General features: G+C 72.6%; 19 protein-coding genes and 1 riboswitch. Of the genes, 11 read left to right on the top strand and 8 right to left on the bottom strand.

What is annotated here, in order from left to right; all coding sequences use genetic code 11:
• Positions 1-86: 86 nt before the first annotated feature.
• Together DC008_RS21345 and DC008_RS21340 are read left to right on the top strand one after the other, a co-directional pair.
• Complete coding sequence (locus DC008_RS21345) at positions 87-1,442, top strand: SWIM zinc finger family protein (RefSeq protein ID WP_108708320.1); 1,356 nt, start codon at positions 87-89, stop codon at positions 1,440-1,442.
• Between the two features lie 97 nt (positions 1,443-1,539).
• Positions 1,540-3,174: a DUF5691 domain-containing protein gene (locus DC008_RS21340; protein ID WP_108708319.1), complete on the top strand. Its 1,635-nt coding sequence runs from the start codon at positions 1,540-1,542 to the stop codon at positions 3,172-3,174.
• A gap of 308 nt (positions 3,175-3,482) precedes the next feature.
• On the opposite strand, the gene icmB is transcribed toward DC008_RS21340, so the two are convergent.
• Positions 3,483-3,899: a coenzyme B12-dependent isobutyryl CoA mutase small subunit gene (gene icmB / locus DC008_RS21335; RefSeq protein ID WP_108708318.1), complete on the bottom strand. Its 417-nt coding sequence runs from the start codon at positions 3,897-3,899 to the stop codon at positions 3,483-3,485.
• A gap of 652 nt (positions 3,900-4,551) precedes the next feature.
• Here icmB and DC008_RS21330 point away from each other — a divergent pair.
• Entirely contained in the window at positions 4,552-5,409 is an 858-nt protein-coding gene (locus DC008_RS21330) for an esterase/lipase family protein (RefSeq protein ID WP_108708317.1), read from the top strand.
• A 259-nt stretch (positions 5,410-5,668) separates the two neighbouring features.
• The gene (locus DC008_RS21325) at positions 5,669-7,219 is read left to right on the top strand and encodes a M23 family metallopeptidase (RefSeq protein WP_244221502.1); all 1,551 of its coding nucleotides are present in this window, start codon (positions 5,669-5,671) and stop codon (positions 7,217-7,219) included.
• Between the two features lie 127 nt (positions 7,220-7,346).
• Here DC008_RS21325 and pcrA read toward each other — a convergent pair whose 3' ends face one another.
• A complete protein-coding gene (gene pcrA / locus DC008_RS21320; RefSeq protein ID WP_108708315.1) occupies positions 7,347-9,830 on the bottom strand; it encodes a DNA helicase PcrA in 2,484 nt (827 codons plus the stop codon).
• Positions 9,831-10,183: 353 nt separating this feature from the next.
• Positions 10,184-10,343: riboswitch (cyclic di-AMP (ydaO/yuaA leader) on the top strand.
• Between the two features lie 8 nt (positions 10,344-10,351).
• Between pcrA and DC008_RS21315 the strand changes: the two genes are divergently transcribed.
• From DC008_RS21315 to DC008_RS21305, 3 genes are all read left to right on the top strand, one after another.
• Positions 10,352-11,503: a C40 family peptidase gene (locus DC008_RS21315; RefSeq protein ID WP_108708314.1), complete on the top strand. Its 1,152-nt coding sequence runs from the start codon at positions 10,352-10,354 to the stop codon at positions 11,501-11,503.
• Between the two features lie 75 nt (positions 11,504-11,578).
• Entirely contained in the window at positions 11,579-12,121 is a 543-nt protein-coding gene (locus DC008_RS21310) for an MOSC domain-containing protein (RefSeq protein WP_208646122.1), read from the top strand.
• Between the two features lie 92 nt (positions 12,122-12,213).
• Positions 12,214-13,221, top strand: coding sequence for a tellurite resistance/C4-dicarboxylate transporter family protein (locus DC008_RS21305; RefSeq protein WP_108708313.1), 1,008 nt, complete (start codon positions 12,214-12,216; stop codon positions 13,219-13,221).
• On the opposite strand, the gene DC008_RS21300 is transcribed toward DC008_RS21305, so the two are convergent.
• A complete protein-coding gene (locus DC008_RS21300; RefSeq protein ID WP_108708312.1) occupies positions 13,199-13,552 on the bottom strand; it encodes a hypothetical protein in 354 nt (117 codons plus the stop codon). The genes DC008_RS21305 and DC008_RS21300 overlap by 23 nt on opposite strands.
• Positions 13,553-14,013: 461 nt before the next feature.
• Here DC008_RS21300 and DC008_RS21295 point away from each other — a divergent pair, with 461 nt between their 5' ends.
• Positions 14,014-15,066, top strand: coding sequence for a C40 family peptidase (locus DC008_RS21295; protein WP_108708311.1), 1,053 nt, complete (start codon positions 14,014-14,016; stop codon positions 15,064-15,066).
• A gap of 9 nt (positions 15,067-15,075) precedes the next feature.
• Here the strand turns inward: DC008_RS21295 and DC008_RS21290 are convergent, their stop codons facing one another.
• Positions 15,076-15,795, bottom strand: a complete 720-nt coding sequence (locus DC008_RS21290; RefSeq protein WP_108708310.1) for a LuxR C-terminal-related transcriptional regulator — start codon at positions 15,793-15,795, stop codon at positions 15,076-15,078.
• Positions 15,792-17,117, bottom strand: coding sequence for an ATP-binding protein (locus tag DC008_RS21285; RefSeq protein ID WP_079033918.1), 1,326 nt, complete (start codon positions 17,115-17,117; stop codon positions 15,792-15,794). Before DC008_RS21285 ends, DC008_RS21290 begins: the two co-directional genes overlap by 4 nt.
• Before the next feature lie 142 nt (positions 17,118-17,259).
• On the opposite strand from DC008_RS21285, the gene DC008_RS21280 reads away from it, so the two are divergent.
• A complete protein-coding gene (locus DC008_RS21280; protein WP_108708309.1) occupies positions 17,260-18,699 on the top strand; it encodes a PspC domain-containing protein in 1,440 nt (479 codons plus the stop codon).
• Positions 18,686-18,907: a hypothetical protein gene (locus DC008_RS21275; protein ID WP_108708308.1), complete on the top strand. Its 222-nt coding sequence runs from the start codon at positions 18,686-18,688 to the stop codon at positions 18,905-18,907. The genes DC008_RS21280 and DC008_RS21275 overlap by 14 nt, the downstream gene beginning before the upstream one ends.
• A 54-nt stretch (positions 18,908-18,961) precedes the next feature.
• Here the strand turns inward: DC008_RS21275 and DC008_RS21270 are convergent, their stop codons facing one another.
• Both DC008_RS21270 and DC008_RS21265 read right to left on the bottom strand, forming a co-directional pair.
• Positions 18,962-19,471 carry a DoxX family protein gene (locus DC008_RS21270; protein ID WP_108708307.1) on the bottom strand — a complete coding sequence of 170 codons (510 nt, stop codon included), beginning with the start codon at positions 19,469-19,471 and terminating at the stop codon, positions 18,962-18,964.
• Between the two features lie 202 nt (positions 19,472-19,673).
• Positions 19,674-20,954, bottom strand: coding sequence for a hypothetical protein (locus DC008_RS21265; protein WP_108708306.1), 1,281 nt, complete (start codon positions 20,952-20,954; stop codon positions 19,674-19,676).
• 210 nt (positions 20,955-21,164) lie between these two features.
• Here DC008_RS21265 and DC008_RS21260 point away from each other — a divergent pair, with 210 nt between their 5' ends.
• Positions 21,165-22,043 (top strand): DUF4429 domain-containing protein, encoded by an 879-nt coding sequence (locus tag DC008_RS21260; protein WP_108708305.1) that lies wholly within the window; start codon positions 21,165-21,167, stop codon positions 22,041-22,043.
• A gap of 16 nt (positions 22,044-22,059) precedes the next feature.
• Here DC008_RS21260 and DC008_RS21255 read toward each other — a convergent pair whose 3' ends face one another.
• Positions 22,060-22,866, bottom strand: coding sequence for a class II aldolase/adducin family protein (locus DC008_RS21255; protein ID WP_108708304.1), 807 nt, complete (start codon positions 22,864-22,866; stop codon positions 22,060-22,062).
• Positions 22,867-22,910 lie beyond the last annotated feature (44 nt).

Below are 22,910 nucleotides of genomic sequence, written 5' to 3'. Positions count from 1 at the left end.
CTGACAACGCGTCGTGACCTGCGGAGACACCGCCGCCGACCGCTGCGCCGGACCGATTGTCAGTGGCGGGATCTACCTTCGGAGACATGACTCAGCAGGGGGTGCGCTGGACCGCGGACCAGGTGCTGGCACTGGCACCTGACGCCGCATCACGCAAAGCGGGAAGCAAACTCGGGGCGGCGGGGCCGTGGTCCGAGGCGGGGAGTTCCGACGAGGGGACGGTGTGGGGACTGTGCAAGGGCAGTGGCAGCAAGCCGTATCAGACGGTCATCGATCTCGCGGACGCGTCCGGGCCCGCGTACAAGTGCAGTTGTCCCAGCCGTAAGTTCCCGTGCAAGCACGCGCTCGGGCTGCTGCTGCTCTGGGCGGGCGGGGACGGGGCCGTGCCGGACGGGCAGGCGCCGGACTGGGCGGAGCAGTGGCTGTCGGGCCGGCGGCAGCGGGCCCAGGAGAAGCGGGCGGCGGGCCGGGCCGGCTCTTCCGCGGCCGCGGCCGATCCGGAGGCGGCCAGGCGCAGGGCGGAGCGGCGGGCCCTGCGGGTCACCGCGGGGGCGACGGAGCTGGAGCGGCGGCTCGCCGATCTGCTGCGCGGCGGGCTGGCCGGTGCGGAGCAGGCGGGGTACGGGCTGTGGGAGGAGACGGCCGCCCGGATGGTCGACGCCCAGGCGCCCGGGCTGGCCGCGCGGGTGCGGGAGCTGGGTTCGATACCGGCGTCCGGTCCCGGCTGGCCGGTCCGGCTGCTGGAGGAGTGCGCGCTGGTGCACCTCCTCGACCAGGGCTGGCTGGGCCGTGAGCGGCTGCCGGCCGAGCTGGCGGAGACGGTCCGCTCGCGCGTCGGCCTGCCGTCCTCGGCGGATGGTCCGCCGGTGCGGGACCGCTGGCTTGTGCTCGCCCAGTACGACGTGGCGGACGTGAAGCTGACGACACGCCGGATCTGGCTGCATGGCGCCGACTCGGGCCGTACCGCTCTCCTCCTCTCCTTCGGTGCGGCGGGCCGCGCCCCGGAGCTGACCCTGCCGGTGGGGCTCGCCCTCGACGCGGAGGTGTCGGCGTACGGGGGTGCCGGGCAGGTACGGGCGGCGCTGGGCGAACAGTTCGGACCGCCCACGCCGACGGCGATCCGGCCTCCGGGGGTGACGACGGCGCAGGCCGCCGCCCGGTACGGGGAGGCGCTGCGCGCCGATCCCTGGCTGGACTCGGTGCCGGTCACATTGGACCGGGTCGTGCCCGTCCAGGACGGCGACGGCTGGCAACTCGCGGACGCCGAAGCCGACTCGGCGCTGCCGCTCACGGCGGCCGCCCGCTCCCGGCCGGGGCTGTGGCGGCTGGTCGCGCTGTCGGGCGGCACACCGGTCACGGTCTTCGGCGAGTGCGGGCACCGCGGCTTCACCCCGCTCACGGCCTGGGTGGACGGGACGGGAGAGGCGGTGCGCCTGTGGTGACCGTCCAGCGACGCCCGCCCCGAGGCGAGCGCCCCTCACCGTACTCATCGCACCCACGGCACGACGGCAACGGCAACGGCAGAGAGGGACGAACGACATGAGCAGCCCTTCCCTTCCCGTGGACTCACCGGCGCCGGGCGCCTGGGAGGAGCTCGTCACGACGGCGCTGCTCGGCACGGACCGGCGCACGCTCCCGGGCTGCCCGCCCGGCCAGGAGGCCCCGGTCGCGCTGCTGGACCTGGCGGCCGTCGAGACCGTACGGCGACGGGCCGGGCTGCGTCCGGCGCGCGCGGCGGAGCGCCCGCAGCCCGCTCCCGAGGAACCGCGACCGGCGCTTCCTCCGGCGGCGGCCCGCAGGCTGGCGCTGCTGCTCGCGGACCGTCCGGGGACGGGCAGTGGCCGTCGGGGTTCGGCACCGGACCTGATGGAGCTGCTGCCGCAGTGGCTGGCGGCGGCCAACGAGCGCGGCTTCGCCCCTCCCCCGCAGGCGCTGCCCGCGCTGCTGGACGCGGCCCGGGGGCGCACGGATCTGCGGCCGGCGGCGCTGACCTTCGCGGGCCCGCGCGCGATGTGGCTGGCCCGGCTGAACCCGGACTGGCGGTTCGCGCTGCGCACGGCGCCCGGCGGAGGCGCCGCCGCGCCGCCGCTGGAAGACCCGGCGCAGGTGGAACGGCTGTGGCAGGAGGGGCTCTTCGCGGAGCGGGTCGCCCTGCTCGCCGCGATCCGCGCGCGGGAGCCGTCGGCCGCCCGAGAGCTGCTGGCCACGACGTGGGGGACGGAGCGGGCCGAGGACCGGCTGATGTTCCTGGACTCGCTGCGCACCGGGCTGGGCCCGGAGGACGAGCCGTTCCTGGAGCAGGCGCTCGGCGACCGCAGCCGTAACGTCCGGGCGACGGCGGCGGAGTTGCTGTCGGCGCTGCCGGGCTCGGCGCTCGCGGCCAGGATGGCGGTCCGGGCCGGGGCGTGCGTGGCCGTCGATCACACGGGGGACGCGCCGACGCTCACCGTGGAGGCGCCGCACGAGTGCGACGCGGCCATGGAGCGTGACGGCGTCGTGGCCAAGGCTCCGCCGGGCCGGGGTGAACGGTCGTGGTGGTTCGGTCAGTTGGTGGAGGCGGCACGGCTGGGCACGTGGCCGGGGCGGCTCGGCGGACGGACACCGGAGGAGATCGTCACCCTGCCGGTGGCGGACGACTGGCAGGGCGAACTGCACGCGGCCTGGTGCCGGGCGGCGGTGCGGCAGCGGGACGCCGAGTGGGCGAGGGCGCTGCTCGGATCGCCGGCGGCTCCGGAGGCGGGCGGTCCGGGGGCCGTGTCCCTGGCCGAGCGCGCCAAGCTCCTGGCCACGCTGGACACCGGTGAGCGGGCCGAGTGGGTCGCCGGGTTCATCGCGACGCACGGACTGTCGGAGGCGTTCCAGCTGCTGGGCGTGTGCGCGGTGCCGTGGGGCGGGCCGCTGGGACGTGCGGTGGTCGACGCGCTCAACATCGCGCGGGACGCGGGGAGTTACCCGTGGAGTTTCAGCGGGGTGATGGGGCTGGCGGAGCGCTGCCTCGACCCGTCCGAGGCCGGCCGCCTCGACGGCCTCCTGGCGATACCGGACGAACCGGAGGACGCGTCGCCGGGGGCGACGGGCTACTGGGCGGAATCCTTCCAACGGCTGGTGACGACGCTACGGCTGCGCGCCACGATGATCGCCGAGCTGGAGGGGTCGGAGGCCGTCCGGACGTGAGCGGTGACCTGCCGGGCGCCGGGCACATCCGACGCCCAGGGGACGCGGGTGCGCCCGGCGCGCAAAACGGGACGTGGGCCCGAGCCACGGGAAATCCCCGTGAATCACCCCGCCCGCGGGGCAACTGGGCTGCGGGCCGGGGGCGCCCGGAACCGGACGCTGCCCCGGGGGCACTCACACCGTCAACCCGGGGCGCAGCCCCACCGGCGGTCCCCCAGTCACGCCCCTGCACCCCACCGGCGGTATCCCTGCCCCGCCGAGGCCCCCCGGTACCGGGGCACGCCTCCCCTCAAGGCCCGCGCCGGCGACTACGCGCCGGCCGGCTGCCGCACGTTCTCGCGGACCCAGTCCACGATCGACTGGGTCGTGGCGCCGGGCGTGAAGATCTCCGCGACGCCCTTCTCCTTCAGCGGGGCGATGTCCGCCTCGGGGATGATGCCGCCGCCGAACACGAGGATGTCCTCCGCGTCGCGCTCCTTGAGGAGGTCGATCACCGCGGCGAAGAGCGTGTTGTGGGCGCCGGAGAGGATGGACAGGCCGATTGCGTCGGCGTCCTCCTGGATCGCCGTGTCGACGATCTGTTCCGGAGTCTGGTGGAGGCCGGTGTAGATGACCTCCATACCGGCGTCGCGCAGCGCCCGCGCGATCACCTTCGCCCCGCGATCGTGGCCGTCGAGCCCCGGCTTGGCGACCACCACGCGGATCGGACCGGCTGCCACACCCATCACTGCCTCCATGAAGCGACTACATCCATCCGTACCGACAAGTACCGCTCACATATGAGGTATGCCGCACTCGGCCTACTTGTCATACATGGTGCACGTATCGCACTGTCCGTCACCCGTTCCGGCACGCACCGCGCCGGACGTGCGACGACCGCACGGACGCCCGGGCCACACCGCCCGGAAGTGAACGCACGTTATCTCCAGCATCCCGCAACCGGCAGTTTCGCGGTGCTGACCGAGGGGGAAATCACACGTGGGACACGTTCGCCGCGCAGGTTCCACTCATCGCGGCACACGCGCCGCGGCGATGAGCGGTGCGCGCGTCGCGCGGGATCCCGCGCACAAGGAGCCGCAGCGAGGTCGTCGCACCACCGCGCCACCGGACGGCGCGCCGTGGTGATGCGACACGTCGGCGGTGGCACGAAGGGCACATAGGGCAGGTAAGGCACGACAAGCGGGAGCTCGTCGCCCCACCGGCAGCAAGCCCCCTCAGGTCATCGGCGCCGCACGGCCGCACGGGCCGGCGCACCTCTCACGCCTCGCTCACCCCGCTTCCCTTCCGCTGCCCGCCCGCCGACCGCCTCCGCCGCGACTTCCCACGAGGGCACACGGGGGCCGGAGCCGTCTCCTGCGTGCCACAAGGAGGTCGGCCATGAAGGTCACCGGGGCACTCCCCTTTCTCCCGTTCTGCCGACGCCTGCTCCCGAGCGGACTCGCCGGCCTCTCCCTCACCCTGCTGAAGGCGACCGCCCTGGAGATCGCGATCCTGGCCGGTCATGTGCTGCTCTATCCGTCCGGCATCGCCCAGGAGCGCCGCTCATCCGGCGCGCTCCCCGCGCGGGACACCACCCGGCTGCCGGCCGAGGCGGCAGCGCCCGTCGTCCTGCTGCACGGCTTCATCGACAACCGCTCGGTGTTCGTCCTGCTGCGCCGCACCCTCGCCCAGCACGGCAGGCACCAGGTCGAGTCGCTCAACTACTCCCCGCTGACCTGCGACATCCGCACCGCCGCCGAACTGCTCGGCCGGCATGTCGAGGGCATCTGCGAGCGCACCGGCAGCAGCCGGGTCGACATCGTGGGACACAGCCTGGGCGGTCTGATCGCGCGCTACTACGTGCAGTGCCTCGGCGGCGACCTCCGGGTCCGCACCCTCGTCACCCTCGGCACACCGCACTCCGGCACCAGCGTCGTGCCGCTGGCCAACGCGCACCCGATCGTGCGCCAGATGCGTCCTGGCTCGGCCGTCCTCGAGGAACTGGCCATGCCTGCGCCCGGCTGCCGTACGCACTTCGTGAGTTTCTGGAGCGACCTCGACCATCTGATGGTCCCGCTGGAGACGGCCTGTATCGACCATCCCGATCTGATCGCACAGAATGTCCGGGTCACCGGAATCGGTCATCTCGCGCTGCCGGTCCACCCGGCCGTGGCGACCGGCATACGGCAGGCCCTCGACACCGTCCCGGCGGACGCGGGCACCTCCCGGGAGACCGACGGCCTGACCGTGGCCTGACCCCGGCCGACCGGAAGCACCCGGCGGGCCCCACGGCCCGCACGACACCCACTCGGCTTCGAACAGCCTTCGAACACAAAGCCAAAGTCGCGCCCACTGACCGCCAAATCACGGCCGAATGCCCGTTTCCTGCGCGCCTAAAACCTGCCGAAGATTGTCGCGCCCGCGTACCGCCGGGTACAGTCGCCGCACTGCTCTGGCAGCCCCTGTTGTCGAGGCGAGAGAGAAGTTGGTGAACGATCGTCACCCGTCGGGGACCATGACCTCCCCGGTCTCGGCCTCCGATGCCGCCTCGGCGCAGTACGCGTCGTACGGCACCCAGGAAGCGCCCTACGGTGACGCGAGCGCGTACGGCACCTACGACGCCACCGGCTACGCGGCCGGCCACGCGACCACGACGTTCGACGCGGACCCCCTCTTCGGCAGCCTCCCCGGTGACGGCACGGGCGCCTACGACGCCACGCAGTGGTCCACCGGTACCCACACCGCGCACTACGACACCTACGCGGGCGAACAGCACGGCGAGCAGCACACCGCCTACGGCACCGGCGCGTACGACACGAACGCCTGGACCGCCGAGCACGAGCGCCTCGACTTCGTCCCGCAGCAGGCCAACGGCCATGACGTGTCGGGGCAGTGGGACGCGCAGGCCTGGCAGCAGCCCGACCAGTCCGGTGCCGCCCCGGCCGACCCCACCCAGCAGTGGGAGTGGGGCACGCAGAACTTCGACACCGGCGCGTACGACGCCACGCAGTGGAACTCCGACGGCGGTTCCGCGCAGGCGACCGACGCGTACGACACGTCAGCAGAATCCTTCGACCAGCAGGCCACCGCGCACTTCGAGCAGGCCGAGCACACCTCCTACGACCAGTCCGCGTCCTACGACGAGCACTCCGCGTACCAGGACCAGTACGAGGACCAGACGCCGTACGAGGACGAGGCGCGCTACGACGGAACCGACCAGGAGGCCGCCGAGGCGACCTCGACCGGTCAACTCCCGGTCGTGGAGCCCCTCCTGGACGACCAGGAGGAGATCACCCCGGCTCCCGCGCCGCGCGCCGCCTCCCGCGGTGGGGCGCGCTCCCGCCGCCGTACGCCTCCCAAGCGCTCCGCGCTGTTGACGATCGCGGTGCCGTCGGCGTGTGTCATGGGTGTGGCGGGTATCGCCGCCGCGTCCGTCGGTGACCTCACCGACGACAAGGAGCCCCGCACGCTGGCGTCCGAGGGCGAGGCGGTGAAGCCGTCCGCCGCGAACAACAAGCTGGACAGCCAGCTCGAGAGCCTCTCCGCCGGCGCCGACGACTTCGCGGACCGGGCCAGCCGCACGCAGGAGCGCATCGACCTCAAGGCGCAGAAGGCCGCCGAGAAGCGGAAGGCCGCCGAGGAGGCGGCCCGCAAGGAGCGGCTGCGCCCGAAGTTCGCGGTCCCCGTCGCCCAGCACGGCCTCAGCGCCTACTACGGCCAGTCCGGCATCAACTGGATGTCGGTCCACTCGGGCATCGACTTCCCGGTCTCGTACGGCACCACGGTGCTGGCCGCGACCGACGGCACGGTCCGCACCCAGTGGAACAGCGCCTACGGCAACATGATGATCGTGACCGCGAAGGACGGCACGGAGACGTGGTACTGCCACCTCTCCACCTACCGGGTCGCCTCCGGTACGACCGTCAAGGCCGGTGACCCCATCGCGTACTCCGGGAACTCCGGCAACTCCACGGGTCCGCACCTGCACTTCGAGGTCCGGCCCGGCGGGGGTTCGGCGATAGACCCGCTGTCCTGGCTGCGCAGCCACGGCCTCGACCCGTCGTAGAGCCCCAGCCCCCTACCCGCGCCGCATCCGGAACGCCCGGCCCCCGTCCGTCCGACGGGGGCCGTCTCATGTCCGCAGCTGAGCAGCTGAGCCGCCGGCGAGGAGCCGCAGCCCCGCCGGCGAGGCGCTACAGCTTCTCCACCGGCGCGTACCGCAGCAGCAGCCGCTTCGGCTTGACGTCGCCGAAGTCGATCGTCGCCTCGGCGTTCGCGCCCGTGCCCTTCACCGCCATCACCGTGCCGAGCCCGAACTGGTCGTGGGTGACCCGGTCCCCCACCGCCAGCTGCACGACAGGCTTCTCCGAGGTGCGGCGCGTCGCGAAGCCGGACGCGCCCGACGCCGAGGAGCGCGAGCGGGACGAGGACAGCGACGCCGCCACACCGCCGGCCGGACCGGACGACAGCGGCGAACTCCCGCCCGTCCGCTTCCAGTCCACGTGCATGGCCGGGATCTCCTCCAGGAACCGGGAGGGCGGGTTGTACGACGGCTGGCCCCAGGCGCTGCGCATCGCGGAGCGCGTCAGATACAGCCGCTCCCGCGCCCGCGTGATGCCGACGTACGCGAGCCGCCGCTCCTCCTCCAGCTCCTTGGTCTCGCCGAGGGCGCGCATGTGCGGGAACACGCCGTCCTCCATGCCGGTGAGGAAGACGACCGGGAACTCCAGGCCCTTGGCGGTGTGGAGGGTCATCAGGGTGATGACCCCGGAGCCGTCCTCCTCCTCGTCCGGGATCTGGTCGGAGTCGGCGACAAGCGCGACCCGCTCCAGGAAGGCGGCGAGCCCGCCGGACTCCTCGCCTTCGGCCGACTCCTGCTCGAACTCCAGGGCGACGGCCGCGAGTTCCTGGAGGTTCTCGATGCGGGTCTCGTCCTGCGGGTCGGTGGAGGCCTGCAACTCGGCCAGATAGCCGGTCCGTTCGAGCACGGCCTCCAGGACCGTCGCCGGGCCGGCGCCGGACTCGACGATCGTGCGCAGCTCCTCCATCAGCGTGTTGAACCGCTTGACGGCGTTCGTGGACCGCGCGGCCATGCCGTAGGCCTCGTCGACGCGGCGCAGGGCCTGCGGGAAGCTGATCTTCTCCCGCTGCGACAGGGCGTCGATCATGGCCTCGGCGCGGTCGCCGATGCCCCGCTTGGGGACGTTGAGGATCCGGCGCAGCGGGACGGTGTCCTCGGGGTTGGCGAGGACCCGCAGGTAGGCGAGGACGTCCCGGACCTCCTTGCGCTCGTAGAAGCGCACACCGCCGACGACCTTGTAGGGCAGTCCGACGCGGATGAAGACTTCCTCGAAGACACGGGACTGTGCGTTCGTCCGGTAGAAGACGGCGACGTCGCCGGCCTTGGCCTCGCCCGCGTCGGTGAGACGGTCTATCTCCTCGGCGACGAACTGCGCCTCGTCGTGCTCGGTGTCCGCGACGTAGCCGGTGATGCGTGCGCCGGCGCCCGCGTTGGTCCACAGGTTCTTGGGCCGGCGGGACTCGTTGCGCTCGATGACGGCGTTGGCGGCGCTGAGGATGGTCTGGGTGGAGCGGTAGTTCTGCTCCAGCAGGATCGTCGTCGCGTCCGGGTAGTCCTCCTCGAACTGGAGGATGTTGCGGATGGTGGCGCCGCGGAAGGCGTAGATCGACTGGTCGGCGTCACCCACCACACACAGCTCGGCGGGCGGGACCTCGGCCTCGGGGGGCACGTCGACGGGGTGCTCGGAGGTGCCGACCAGCTCGCGCACCAGCGCGTACTGCGCGTGGTTGGTGTCCTGGTACTCGTCCACCAGCACATGACGGAAGCGGCGGCGGTAGTGCTCGGCGACGTCCGGGAAGGCGCGCAGCAGGTTGACCGTCGTCATGATCAGGTCGTCGAAGTCGAGGGCGTTGGCCTCGCGCAGCCGCGACTGGTAGAGCGCGTACGCCTGGGCGAGGGTCTTCTCGAACCCGTCGGTGGCCTGGGCGGCGAAGTCCTCCTCGTCGATCAGCTCGTTCTTCAGATTGCTGATCTTGGCGCTGAACGACTTGGGCGGGTACCGCTTCGGGTCGAGATCGAGGTCCCGGCACACCAGCGCCATCAGCCGCTTGCTGTCGGCGGCGTCGTAGATCGAGAACGACGACGTGAACCCGAGCTTCTTGCTCTCCCGGCGCAGGATGCGGACGCAGGCGCTGTGGAAGGTCATCACCCACATCGCGTTCGCCCGCGGTCCGACGAGCTGCTCGACGCGCTCCTTCATCTCGCCGGCGGCCTTGTTGGTGAAGGTGATCGCCAGGATCTGGCCCGGATGCACGTTCCGCTCGCCGAGCAGGTACGCGATGCGGTGCGTGAGCACGCGCGTCTTGCCGGACCCGGCACCGGCGACGATGAGCAGCGGGGTGCCGGAGTGGGCGACGGCCGCGCGCTGGTTCTCGTTGAGCCCCTCCAGCAGCGCGGCGGCGTCGAGGGCCGGGCGCGGGGCACCGTCCCGGTAGTACGCGTCACGGTCCGGCGGCACGTCGAACTTCCCGCCGAACAGATCGTCCGGGATCGACTCCGGAGTGTGATCGTCCTCGGGCGGTGGCGGGTGCTCTTCCCCGTGGGCCCGTGGGGCCTGGAGGTCCGCCAGGAAGCTGTCGTCAAAGAGGCTGCTCATCGCTCTCCGAGTCTAGGCGGCCCCACCGACAACCGGCCGCCGTCCCGAGAACATCACACCCTCCGGTCCGCGGCCCGCCTCCACCCGCGATCACCCGGTGACCGTCCGAAGTCACCCCATCACGCCACACACCGACCTGGATCAATCCCCAGTACCGGCGCACCACACACAAAGAGGGTGAATGGTCGCCAACGCGGACCGATCATCCGTCGGAGCGTCCTCGACCCACTCCCCTGACCGAAGGTCACGAAAATGTATCGGGCATATCGCACATCAACCTTCACAGCGGCCACACCAGTTGGCTACCGTGCCGGGCAGGCCGTACGACCCCCACCGGCGATCGACGCCGGGCCGCACGGCCTCCGCCGAGTCCGGTTCATCCGGAGCCGGGGACCCACCGAACCCGGGGTGAATCGGCCCGACTTCCCGTCCAGGGAACGGCCGTAGGGCAACCCTTCCGAACCACCCGCCCGAACCCGACAGCTAACTCGGTAGGCGGAGCACGGAAGGAGTCGCCTCCCTTGGCGTCGCACCGCAAGTCGCGTCCCTCCGGTACGCGCGTGGCAGGCATACGGACCCCCGCGCTGGCCACCGCGGCCCTCACGTCCGTGGCCCTGCTGTCCCAGACCGCTCAGGCGAGCCCGTCCTCCGACGACCGGCCGAGCCTCGAGGAGGTCGAGAAGAAGGTCGACGATCTCTACCGCCAGGCGGAGTCGGCCACCGAGAAGTACAACGCGGCCAAGGAGAAGACGACCAAGCAGCGCAAGCGGGTCGACACCCTCCTCGACGACGTCGCCCGGCGCACGCAGAAGCTCAACGACGCGCGCGAGCAGCTGGGCCGCAACGCCGCCGCCCAGTACCGCACCGGCGCCACCGCCCCGGACACCGCGACGTTCCTCCTCGCGGACACCCCTCAGGACTACTTCGACCAGTCCCAGCTGATGGACCGTATGACGGGACGTCAGAAGGAATCGGTCGACGACTACTTCACCCAGCAGTCCGCGACGATGAAGAAGCGGCAGGAGGCCACGCAGAGCCTCGAGACGCTCACCGAGTCGCAGAAGGACCTGCGGACGGCCAAGTCCACCGTCCAGAAGAAGCTCGCGGACGCCCGCCAACTGCTCTCCGAGCTGACCGCGCAGGAGAAGGCCCGCCTCGCCGCGATCGAGAAGCGCAAGCAGGAGGAGGCCGCCCGCAAGGCGGAGGAGCTGGCGCAGCAGCAGGCGGAGGCCGAGCGCAAGCGCGAGGAGGCCGCGCGGCAGCAGGAACAGGAGAGCCAGGAGCAGGGCACCACCGCGCCGGACGCGTCGTACGCCACCAAGGCGCAGAAGGCGCTGTCCTTCGCCCGCACGCAGATCGGCAAGCCGTACGTCTGGGGCGCCACCGGCCCGGACTCCTACGACTGCTCCGGCCTCACCCAGGCCGCGTGGAAGGCCGCCGGGGTCGACATCCCGCGCGTGACCTACGACCAGGTGAACGCCGGCACGACGGTCCCCGTGTCCAGCGCCCAGCCCGGTGACCTGGTCTTCTTCTACGACGACATCACCCACGTGGGCCTCTACATCGGCAACGGCATGATGATCCACGCCCCGAAGCCCGGCACGTACGTGCGCGAGGAGTCGATCTTCTACGACGGCGAGTCGTCGATCCACAGCATCGTCCGTCCGGCCTGACGGACAGCGGACAGCGGACAGCGGACAGCGGCCAGCGGCCAGCGGCCAGCGGCAAAGGGGAGGGGGCCCGTGACCATGACGGGGGTCGTGACGGCGGTCAGCAGGAACGAGGTGTACTCGTTCACGAAGCCGAACCGGGAGAGCATCACGCTCCTCGCCGGCCTGGGCGTCGACGGGGACGTCCACGCCGGGGTGACGGTGAAGCACCGCTCGCGGGTCGCCCAGGACCCCACCCAGCCGAATCTTCGCCAGGTGCACCTCATCCACGAGGAGCTGTTCGGTGAGCTGGCCGAGGCGGGTTTCCGGGTGACGCCCGGCGAGCTCGGCGAGAACGTCACCACACGCGGCCTCGACCTGCTCGCCCTGCCGGTGGGCACGCTGCTGCGCATCGGCGCCGAGGCCGTGGTGGAGGTGACCGGGCTGCGGAACCCGTGCCTGCAGATCGACCACTTCCAGGACGGGCTGCTCAAGCGGGTCGTGGGGCGCGACGAGGCCGGCCGTCTCGTGCGCAAGGCCGGGATCATGGGCGTCGTCGCGGAGGGCGGTGTGGTCCACCCCGGCGACGCGATCGAGGTGGAGCTGCCGGACGGGCCGCATCGGCCGCTGGAGCGCGTCTGACCTCCGGTGGGTTCCGTCGCCCCCGCCGATTCACCCACCCTCCGCGCGCGCCCCCACCCGCGCGCCCGTGCCGCGCTCCTTAGCATCGGCCCATGCCCGCCGCCACACCCGCGTCCGCGTCCCCCCTGCCCCTCTGGTGGTCGCGACGTCCCCCCGCAGCCGGCGCCTCGGTCATGGCGACCGGCATCATCTCGGTGGCCCTGCACGAGACGGGCTACGCGACCCTGTCCCGGATCGCCCTGGTCCTGGCATGCGTCGCGTGGCTGGCCCTGGCCTGCGACTTCCTCGCCCGGCTCCTGTGGCACCGCTCCGAGTGGCTGAGGGAGGCGGTCACCCCGGCCTCGCTCTGCGCCGTCGCCGCGACGGCCGTCCTGGGCACCCGCTTCGCCCTGGCAGGCCGGCAGGTGCTCGCCGAGACGCTGCTGGCCCTGGCGTTCGTGCTCTGGCCGGCCCTGCTCTACGTCGTCGTACGCCACTGGCGGCCCGGGATGCCGGGCTCCGTCTTCCTCGGCTGCGTGGCCACGCAGGGTCTCGCCGTCCTCGCGGCCACGCTGGCCGCCACGGCGGGGGCGGCCTGGCTCGCGCACGCGGCCTTGGTGCTGTTCTGGCTCGGCCTGCTCCTGTACGCCGTGGCCCTCACCCGCTTCGACCGGCGGGAGATCGTCCGCGGAGCCGGGGACCACTGGGTGGCGGGCGGCGCGCTCGCGATCTCCGCGCTGGCCGGCGCCCGGCTCCTCGCCGCCGACAGCCGCGCCCTGTACCTGTGGAACGAGGACGACTTCGACGTGCTGCGCACGGTGACCTACGCCCTGGTCGCCCTGGACGCCGCCTGGTACGTGGTCATGCTCGTCGGCGAGATCGCCCGGCCGCGCCCGCGCCACGACGTACGCCGCTGGGCGACCGTCTTCACGATGGGCATGTCGGCGGCGGCGATGCTCTCCGTCGCCGCCACCCTGGACGTCCCGTGGCTGGAGGTTCCCGGCGAGGTCCTGATGTGGATCTCGGTGGCGGTATGGCTGGCGGTCGCCGCCGGAGCCGTACGGAACCACCTCGCGGTGGCCGGTCCTTCGGCCGGTGTCAGGTCCAGAGGACGGCGATGAAGACGTTGGCCAGGGTCAGCAGCCCCACCAGGCCGAACAGCTTCGCGTCCACCTTCTCCTCGTCCCGCTTCACATAGACGAGTCCGAGGATCACGACCAGCAACGCCAGCTTCACGCCGATCTTGACCTTGTTCACCGGCTGGTCGTCGGCCTGGTTGAGGCCGACCAGGATCACCCCGGTGACCAGCATGGTCAGCGCGCCGTGCAGCATCGCCGGCACGAACCGGGCGGTGCCCTGGCCCATCGCCTTCATCTGGGTGAGGAAACCGCCGAGCAGCGAGGCGATGCCGACGATGTGCAGGCCCACGAAGAGGTGGATGAGTACGTCCATGGGGCCGGAGCCTAACGACCGGCCCGGGCCCTGCCGCCACCGGGTGCGCGGCGGCCGCTCAGCTCCCGGCGACTGACCGGGCCCGGGTGCGGTGCTCGCGTTTCGATGCCCGCGACCCCGGCCGGCCGTGCATATATGCGCTCCATAGCAGCCCGTCCCGCCCTCCATCCGCCGAAGCCGCACATCGGTCAGCACACTGCGTGAACAAGACGCCGCGATCGCGGGATCACGCTCACTTACGGTCACGCCCGGTCCTCTCCCGGCACTTCCGCACAACGCGTTACCGACCCGACACATACCGGTTTAGCGTCCTCCACCAGGTGACCGGCTCCCCACCGCCGCCCGGGCCAGGGGCGGCTGTCGGCCACCACCGCCGAGAAAGGTTCGGCGGCGGTCCGCTCCCCCTGTGCGGGTCGCCGCCGGACGCGCGAGTCCCCCCGATGGAAGGATGTGCAGTCCACGTGGCAGCGCACCGGAAACCCCGCTCGAGACCGGCCGCAGGCGGCGCCGCCCGCACGGCCTGGACGATCGCCCTGGCGGGCGCGGCGACGGCGACGGGGTTCGACGGGGCGGCGCAGGCCGAGCCGCAGCTGACACCCGAGCAGATCAAGGCGAAGGTCGACAAGCTGTACCAGGAGGCCGAGGTCGCCACCGAGAAGTACAACGGCGCGCAGGAGAAGGCGGAGGCGGCCCGGAAGCGGATCCGCACCCTTCAGGACGAGGCCGCGCGCAAGACGGAGAAGCTGAACGCGGCGCGGGACGCGTTGGGTTCGATGGCGGCGGCCCAGTACCGGGACGGCGGCCTCGACCCGGCCTTCCAGCTCGCGCTCTCCTCCGACCCGGACCGCTATCTGCAGGGCGCGGAGTTCGCGGAGCGCGCCGGCAACCGGCAGGCGTCCTCCGTCGCCGGTGTCCGCAGGCAGCTGCGCGAGATCGAGCAGCTTCGCGGCGCCGCACGCGTCGAGCTGGCCTCGCTGACCTCGCGCGAGGCCGAGCTCAAGCGCCACAAGAAGACGATCACCGGCAAGCTGGACACGGCCCGTGCGCACCTGGCCCGGCTCGGCGGCGACGAACGCGCCCGGCTCGACGACCGTGCCGACCGCTCGGCCTCCGGTGCCCGCACCGCCCTCGCCGCACCCGGTTCGGCGGCGGCGCAGGCCCCCAACGCCCGGGCCGCTGCCGCCGTGTCGTACGCCTACAGCAAGCTCGGCAGCCCCTATGTGTGGGGGGCGACCGGTCCGAACGCCTTCGACTGCTCGGGCCTGACGCAGGCCGCCTACCGCGCGGCCGGTGTCTCCCTGCCCCGGACGACCTACAGCCAGATCGGCGCGGGCCGCCGGGTCTCCCGCTCCGAACTGCTCCCCGGCGACCTGGTGTTCTTCTACTCCGGCATCAGCCACGTCGGCCTCTACATCGGCAACGGGCAGATGATCCACGCCCCCAACCCGTCGGCGCCGGTGCGGGTGGCCCCGCTCGACGAGATGCCGTTCGCGGGGGCCACGCGCGTGGCGTGACGGGACGGGTCAGACGAGCCGCCGGGCCGTCGCCCACCGGGTCAGCTCGTGCCGGTTGGAGAGCTGGAGCTTGCGCAGCACCGCCGAGACATGCGACTCGACCGTCTTCACCGAGATGAACAGCTGCTTGGCGATCTCCTTGTACGCGTAGCCGCGCGCGATCAGCCGCAGGACCTCCCGCTCGCGCTGGGTGAGCCGGTCCAGGTCCTCGTCGACGGGCGGCGCGTCCGTCGACGCGAAGGCGTCCAGGACGAACCCGGCGAGGCGCGGCGAGAACACCGCGTCGCCGTCCTGGACCCGGAAGATGGAGTCGACCAGGTCGGTGCCGGTGATCGTCTTGGTGACATAGCCGCGCGCGCCGCCCCGGATGACCCCGATGACGTCCTCCGCGGCGTCCGAGACGGAGAGCGCGAGGAAGCGGACGGGCCGCTCGGCGTCCGCCATCAACGGGGCGCAGCGCCGCAGGACTTCGACACCGCCTCCGCCGGGCAGGTGCACGTCCAGGAGGACGACCTCGGGTCGGGCCGCGGTGATGACCGTGACCGCCTGGTCGACGTCCGCGGCCTCGCCGACGACCTCGACGCCGGTCTCCTCGGTGCGGCCGATCTCGGCCTGGACTCCGGTGCGGAACATGCGGTGGTCGTCGACGAGGACCACGCGCACCCGCCGCTCGCCCGCGTTTCCCCCGGTCGACTCCACGGGTTCGCTCGCCTCGGTCGGGTCGCTCATGACGTCTTCTCCGCCCTCTCCATCTCCAGCTCGACCTCCGTGCCGCCGTCGGGCACCGCCCGCAGCCGGGCCGTGCCGCCGTTGCGCTCCATGCGGCCGATGATCGATTCTCTGACGCCCATGCGGTCGGCGGGTATCGCGTCCAGGTCGAAGCCGGGACCGCGGTCCCGGACGGAGACGAAGACGGTCCTCCCCTCCACCTCCGCGTAGACCTGCACGGCGCCGCCCTCGCCACCGTACTTGGCGGCGTTCACCATCGCCTCGCGCGCGGCCTGCATCTGTGCGGCGATCCGCTCGTCGAGGGGGCAGTCGCCGACGACCACGACCTCGATGGGGACGCCGTGCTTGTCCTCGACCTCCGCCGCGTTGCGCCGGACGGCGTCGGCGAGGTTGGCCGGTTCGTCCTCCTCGTCCTTGCCGGTGCCCTCCGGCTTGTAGAGCCAGGTGCGCAGGTCGCGTTCCTGGGCGCGGGCGAGGCGGCGGACCTCGCTCGCGTTCTCCGCGTTGCGCTGGATCAGGGTGAGCGTGTGCAGCACCGAGTCGTGGACGTGGGCGGCGACCTCGGCGCGCTCCTGTGCGCGGATGCGCATGAGCCGCTCCTCGGAGAGGTCCTGGGTCATCCGCACGAGATAGGGGCCCGCGAGGAGCGTTATCCCGACGAGGACCGCGAGGGCGGCTTGGAGGATCGAGCCGAGGTGGGCGGCGGAGCCCTGGAGCACGAAGATGCCGGAGACGCCGGCCGTGACGAGGACGACGCCGGCTGCGGCGCGCAGCAGGGTCAGGGTGCGCCGGCGCCGGCCGACCTCCATCCAGCGGGCCCTGCGGGCGTTGTCCGCCTGGCGCCAGACCAGGGCGACACCGGCGCCGACGAGTACGGCGGGCAGGAGGTACGCCTTGGCGCCGTTGCCGACGTCGACGCTGCCGACGAAGACCATGGCCACGACGACCATGAGGAGCAGCGCGACGATCTGGCCCTTGTCCGGCTTGCGGGCGACGAGTCTGCGGCGGCCGTCGGCCGCGGTCTCGGTGGTGAAGGGGGACGGCCGCTGGGCGCCGACCCCGCCGACGCCGAGCGGTACGAAGAACCAGAACGCGGCGTACAGCAGGGCGCCGAGGCCGTCCGCCATGAACAGTCCGACGAAGACGAGCCGCACCCAGATGACGGGCAGGCCGAGGTGCCCGGCGAGCCCCCGCGCCACGCCCCCGAGCCAGCGTCCGTCACTGCTGCGGTAGAGCTTGCGCGGCGGCCGCGGTTCGGCGAGTGGCGCTGCTGCGGCTTCCGGCATGCCATCGATGTTCACACGGGCGGCCCATCGGGGCATCAGGGTCGGCCCCCTAGACGTCCCTGATCTTCGGCCCGGCGGGTCTCGAACGCTTCCCCCTCCCCCGGCTCAGGGCGATATCAGGGTCCGACCAGGGTCGTCCCGACTCCCGCCGGGCCGACCCGCCCGTCACCATGGACCCATGACAGATCACCAGCACGCCGCGGACTCCGGGCCCGAGCCGGACGCCGTGCCCTCCGCGGGCGCCGCGTCGGGCCGGCCGTCCGCGGGCGCCGCGGGTGAGGAACCGCGCGCACGCACGGGCACCCGGGAAGCGGAGGGCGAGACGGCGGACGCGGACGCGGTGTCGGGTCCGCCGCACCGGTTCCGGCGGGACCGGCCGCACAAGATGCTGGCCGGCGTGTGCGCGGGTCTGGGCCGGCAGTGCGACATGGACCCGGTGATCTTCCGGATCACCCTCGCCGTGCTCTCCGCGACCGGCGGCATCGGCCTGATCTTCTACGGTTTCGCCTGGCTCCTCGTCCCGTACGAGGACGACGACGAGAACGAGGTGCGCAAGCTGCTCACCGGCCGGGTGGACGGGCACGCGCTGACGGCCGTGCTGTTCGCGCTGGTGGGCTGCGGCGTCTTCCTGACGATGCTGAAGAACGGCGGTGTGCTGACCTTCGCCGTCGTCCTCTCCTTCCTCCTGGCGGGCGCCGGATACTGGTCGCGGCACCGCGGCGCCCCCGACCCGGACCCGCTCGCCGCGCAGGCGGTGGCCGACGCGCCACCGGAGGCGCAGGCGCCGCCGGTCCCGGCCGCCTACCCGTCCTGGTGGCGGGATCCCATCGTCAAGGACGGGACACATGAGGGCGGCACCGGCTATCTGTGGGGCCCCCATGACGCCCACGACCGGGACATAGCGGCGGCGGTCGCGATCGGCCGCGGCACCTGGCGCAGCCGGGCGGAGATACGAGCGCGGCCTCCGGCCCCGCCCCGGCCGCGCGGTCCCCGCCGGATCGGCGGCTGGGTGTTCCTGCTGGCCCTGCCGGCGGGGGCCGCGGGGACGGCCGGCACCTGGCACGACCAGCCGCTCGGCACCAGCCTCCAGACGGGTCTGGCCTGTGCCCTGCTCATATTCGGCCTGGGGATCGCGCTCAGCGCGTTCATAGGCCGCACGGGCGCGGGCACCGTCTTCCTCGCGGTGGTCACGGCCGGCCTGCTGGCGGCGTCGGCCGCTCTGCCGAAGGACGTCGGCACCCGGTGGGTCGAGACGACCTGGAGCCCGGCGACGGCGGCGGAGGTACGGCCCGCCTACGACCTCGGCACCGGGGTCGGCACCCTCGATCTGACCGGGGTGCCGTTCGAGTCGGACCAGCCGGTCACGACCCGCGCGGATGTGGGCGTCGGCCGGCTGAAGGTGCTCGTCCCCAAGGGCGTCACGGTGGAGCTGAGCGTGGACGTCGGCGTGGGCGACATCCAGTTGCCGGGCGACGACCGCCAGGACGTCGACGTCGCCCCGGGCAAGCACAAGGAGCTGACCCTGAAGCCGCCGAAGGGCACCAAGAGCGTGGGCACACTGGACCTCGACCTGGATGTCGGCATCGGACAGGCGGAGGTGCGCCGTGCTGCGTCATGAGTTCCAGCCCGGCCGGCTGGTCGCGGGAGCCTTTCTGACCCTCGCCGGTGTCCTCTACGTGGGGGACGCGGCGGACGCCTGGGAGACGCCGTGGTTCGCGGTGATCCCGCTGGTGGTCGGGGGCCTGTTCCTCGCGGGCGCGGTGGGCCTCCTGGCACGGATGGCCCGCCGTCACCGCACCCCGCCCCGGCCGGAGACACACCCCTGACCGAAGCCACACCCCGGACCGTGGACACACCCTCGACCGAGTCCCGGCCAGGGATCAGCGCAGTCCGACCCGTTCCCGTCGGCGTGCGTGGAGGAGGGCGTCGACGGAGAACAGGGGCGTGCCGGCGAGCACGAGCGGCAGCCAGGCCATCAGATAGGCCAGGTCGTTGCCGTAGTAGTAGGGGTCGGAGGCCCAGCTGACCGTGAGCCACAGGCTCAGCGAGATCAGCGCGCCGCCCAGGGCCGCCAGCCGGCCGAGCAGTCCGATGAGGGTGCCGATGCCGACGGCGAGTTCACCGAAGGCGATGGCGTACCCGAAGGCCACCGGGGCGTCGAGGGCCATGTCGACCATGGCCGGGATCGCCGCCGAGTCCCGTACGGCACGCATCATGTCGCCGATGGACCCCGCCCCGGAGCCCTTCAGGAAGGCGCTGTCGGTCAGCTTGTCCAGGCCGGCGTAGATGAACGTCACGCCGAGGAAGATCCGGAGCGGAAGCAGTGCGTAGCGGGAGGCCGTGTCCCGCCAGCCGCTGCCCGAGGAACCCGTGTGCATAACGTGCGTCATCGCCGAAGCCGCCTCTCGCCCGCCGTGATCCCTCGAACGACCATACGTAGGGAACTGCCGCACCGCTCAGGCACGCGCGGCACCCCGGCATTCTCCGCCGCATCCAGTCAAAACTTCAATCACTGAACACGGCCAACTGGCCGAACCTCACCGGTCACTCGGTCACCCGGCCCCTCGGTCACCCGGTCACTCGGTCACTCGGTCACTCGGTCACGTCGATGGCGTAGCGGTTGGTCTCCACGCCGGCCGCGGTCACCACCTGCACCTCGACCCGGCCCGGCTCCACGTCGGCCGGGACCGGCACCGTGAGCACCGCGTCGGCCGGGTTGCTGAACCCGCCGCTCACCGGCACCAGCGGCACATGCACATGCACCGCCCCGATGCGGACCACCATCCGCGCCAGCCGGTCGGCCCGCTGCGCGCCCGGCGGTACGAACCCGGCGCCGCGGATCTCGATGTCGTCCCCGGTGCGGATCGGCGCGTCCAGGTCCCCCGCCTCCCGCGCGCGCACCACGGAGAGGATGACCGGGCGGCCGCCCTCCGCGTACTTGCCGGCCAGATAGGTCGCCGCCGAGATGAGCACCACGACCGCGAGGCCCCACGGCAGATCGGGCAGTTGGTCCGGCCGCCGCCCCAGCCGTACCGCGGCGAACAGCAGCGCGACGGTGCCGATGACCACGTACTGGATGTCGGCGAACGTCCCGCGCCCCGCGTCGTCGGTCAGCAGGTCCGCGGCGCGGGGCCGGTCGGCCGGCACCTTCTGCAGCCACTGTCCGAGCACCCGCACCCCGACGACCCGCCGGACCAGCACCGCGATCGCGCACACCACGGCGAGCACGGTCACCACCCCGGCGCCGCGCCGCAGTTCGAGTCCTCCGATCAGCGCGTCGCGCTCCGCGTGACCCGAGGCTGCGGCGAGCCGTCCGGCCAGGACGAGCACGGCGTACGCGACGAAGAGCACCCAGGCCGCGGCGACGGCACGCGAGGTGGAGAGCCGGTTGTCCTCGCCGATGACCGGTGCGAGGGCCCCGCCGCGCGCCCGGTGGAACCAGGACGCCGCGGTGAGCGCCGCCGCCGTCACCACCGCCGCGAGCAGCCCGGCCGTACGGGCCGTCGTCCAGCCCGCCCCGATCGCCGTGAGCGCCTGGGCCAGGAGCAGCGCCAGGACGAGCCCCCAGACGACGCAGGCGGTGCGCCACCACAGCCGTCCCAGCCATGCCTCGCCTTCGGCGCGGCCGCGTTCGGCGACCTGTTCCGCGGACTGCGTCAGCTCCTCGGACACCCACTGACGGGAGGCCGAGGCCGAGTGGGCCACCGCCGCCGGAAGTCCCTGTCCGGCGGCGAACTCGTCCCGCTTGAGCAGGAACTCGGCCACCGCCCGCCGGTGTCCCGCACGCGCCCCGTGGGGGCAGTCCCCGCACGTGCAGCCACCCCCGTGCGGGCGCTCCACCGCGCCGCTCCGCCCAGCCTCCTGCACCGCCACGCCCGACGCCCGCCTTCCGACGACCTCACGCCCGTACGCCCTGTGGCGCCACGGGTTCCCCCGGGAGAGCCGCGCCGCCCGCGCGCGTTCCACAACTCCCGTCCGACGACGACGAATTGTGCCGTACTCCACCCGGGGGCCGCCCGGCAGGCCCGGTCGGGACGGGTGAGCGCGGTCCCGGTGTGTTGACCCGGCTGCGAGAATTCCCTTATGGCCGAGATCATCCAGCGTGACGGGACCTGGGCCTTCGACGGCACGACCGTCCGGATCACGCCGGGTCTCCACCGTTCCGTGCCGCTGTTCCGGCAGACGTACGGGGAGATCGCCGTGCCTCTGGAGGCGGTCGCGGGCGTCGCCTTCGAACCGGAGCGCCGGCGCGGACGGCTGCGGATGCGGCTGCGCGAAGGGGCCGATCCGCTGCTGCAGGCGACCGGGGGCCGGCTGCCCGAGGGGTCGGACCCGTACCGGCTTGCGGTGGACACTGACCGTGCGGGGGTCGCCGCCTATCTGGCGGAGGAGATCCGCCGGGCGCTGCTTCTGGACCAGGTCCCGAAGGAGCCGGTCACGGCCTATCTGCTGCCGGGCCCTCCGGTGCCGGTGTCGGTGCGGACCTCCGACGGCACGGTCTCCTTCGACGGCGGCCGGGTGCGCATCGACTGGTCGGACACCTCGGAGCGGGTGAAGCGGGCGACGGGCCCGCGCGTCATCGACGTCGACGACCTGGTGCAGGTCGAGTGGCTGCCCAACTCCCGCTCGGAGGACGGCTGTCTGCGCTTCGTGACCCGGGAGACGGTGTTCTCCGCCCTGCCTCCGGAGAAGGACCCGTACGCCCTGGACCTGTGGGGCAGCGCCCGCCGCGATCTGCTCACCGCGCTGGTGGCTGCCGCCGTCACGGCCCGTCTCCCGCATGCGTCCACCCGGCTGGGCGCGGCCCCCGTGGGCCGGTCCCCGGCGCGCGTCCCGGCGCCGGCCGGCGACCACGACGTACTACTGCGCCGGTTGCGGGAGTTGGGCGACCTGTATCGCGAGGGCGTGCTCACGGACGAGGAGTTCGCCCGGACGAAGGCGGCGGTACTGCGCGGCTTCTGACCGGCCCGGCCGGGTGTCAGCTCAGCAGATCCGGTTCGCTGCGGGCTATGTTCTGCCACATCGGCTGGTAGTTGATCCAGGCCACGAGGTCGCCGCCGAGCTGTTCGCGGGTGGCGACCGCCATCCGGTGGTCGATCAGGACCGGCCGGCCCGCGGCCCGGGCCGTGAGCTGCACCTGGCAGGAGCGTTCCATGGACAGGAACCACCAGGCGGCCGCGTCCACCGAGTCGCCGACGGTGAGCAGACCGTGGTTGCGCAGCACGAGCGCCTTGTGGGAGCCGAGCGCGGCGGCGATCCGGCGGCCCTCGGCCGCGTCGACGGCGACCCCGCTGTAGGCGTCGTAGAGCGCGTGGTCCTCGTAGAAGGCGCAGCTCTCCTGGGTGATCGGGTCCAGGAGCTCGCCCAGCGCGGCGAGGGCACGCCCGTGGACGGAGTGGCAGTGCGCGACGGCGACGACGTCGGGCCGGGCGGCGTGGACCTGTGAGTGCATGGTGAACGCCGCCTGGTTGACGTGGTAGCGGCCCTCGATCACCTGCCCCTCGGAGTTGGCGAGGACCAGGTCGCCGACGGTGACATGGCTGAACGGCATCCCGAACGGATTGACCCAGAAGCAGTCGCTGTACTCGGGGTCGCGCGCGGTGATGTGCCCGGAGACACCGTCCTCGAAGCCCATCCTGCCGAAGATCCGCAGCGCTCCGGCGAGGCGTTCCTTGCGGTGCCTCCGCTCGTCCTCGGCCGAGTCGTGCATCGGCGGCATGGCGAACCGCAGCTGATCGGTGGGCAGCGGCGGGGGCGGAGTGGGCCCGGCGGGCGTCCCGTGCATGTGTCCTCCGGCATGGGGGGCGTACGGGGCGGAAGTTACCCTCG

This window comes from Streptomyces nigra, assembly GCF_003074055.1.
Classification (GTDB): Bacteria; Actinomycetota; Actinomycetes; order Streptomycetales; family Streptomycetaceae; genus Streptomyces; species Streptomyces nigra.
Note: the sequence above shows the minus strand (reverse complement) of the source record. Positions and strands in the feature narration are given on the sequence as shown.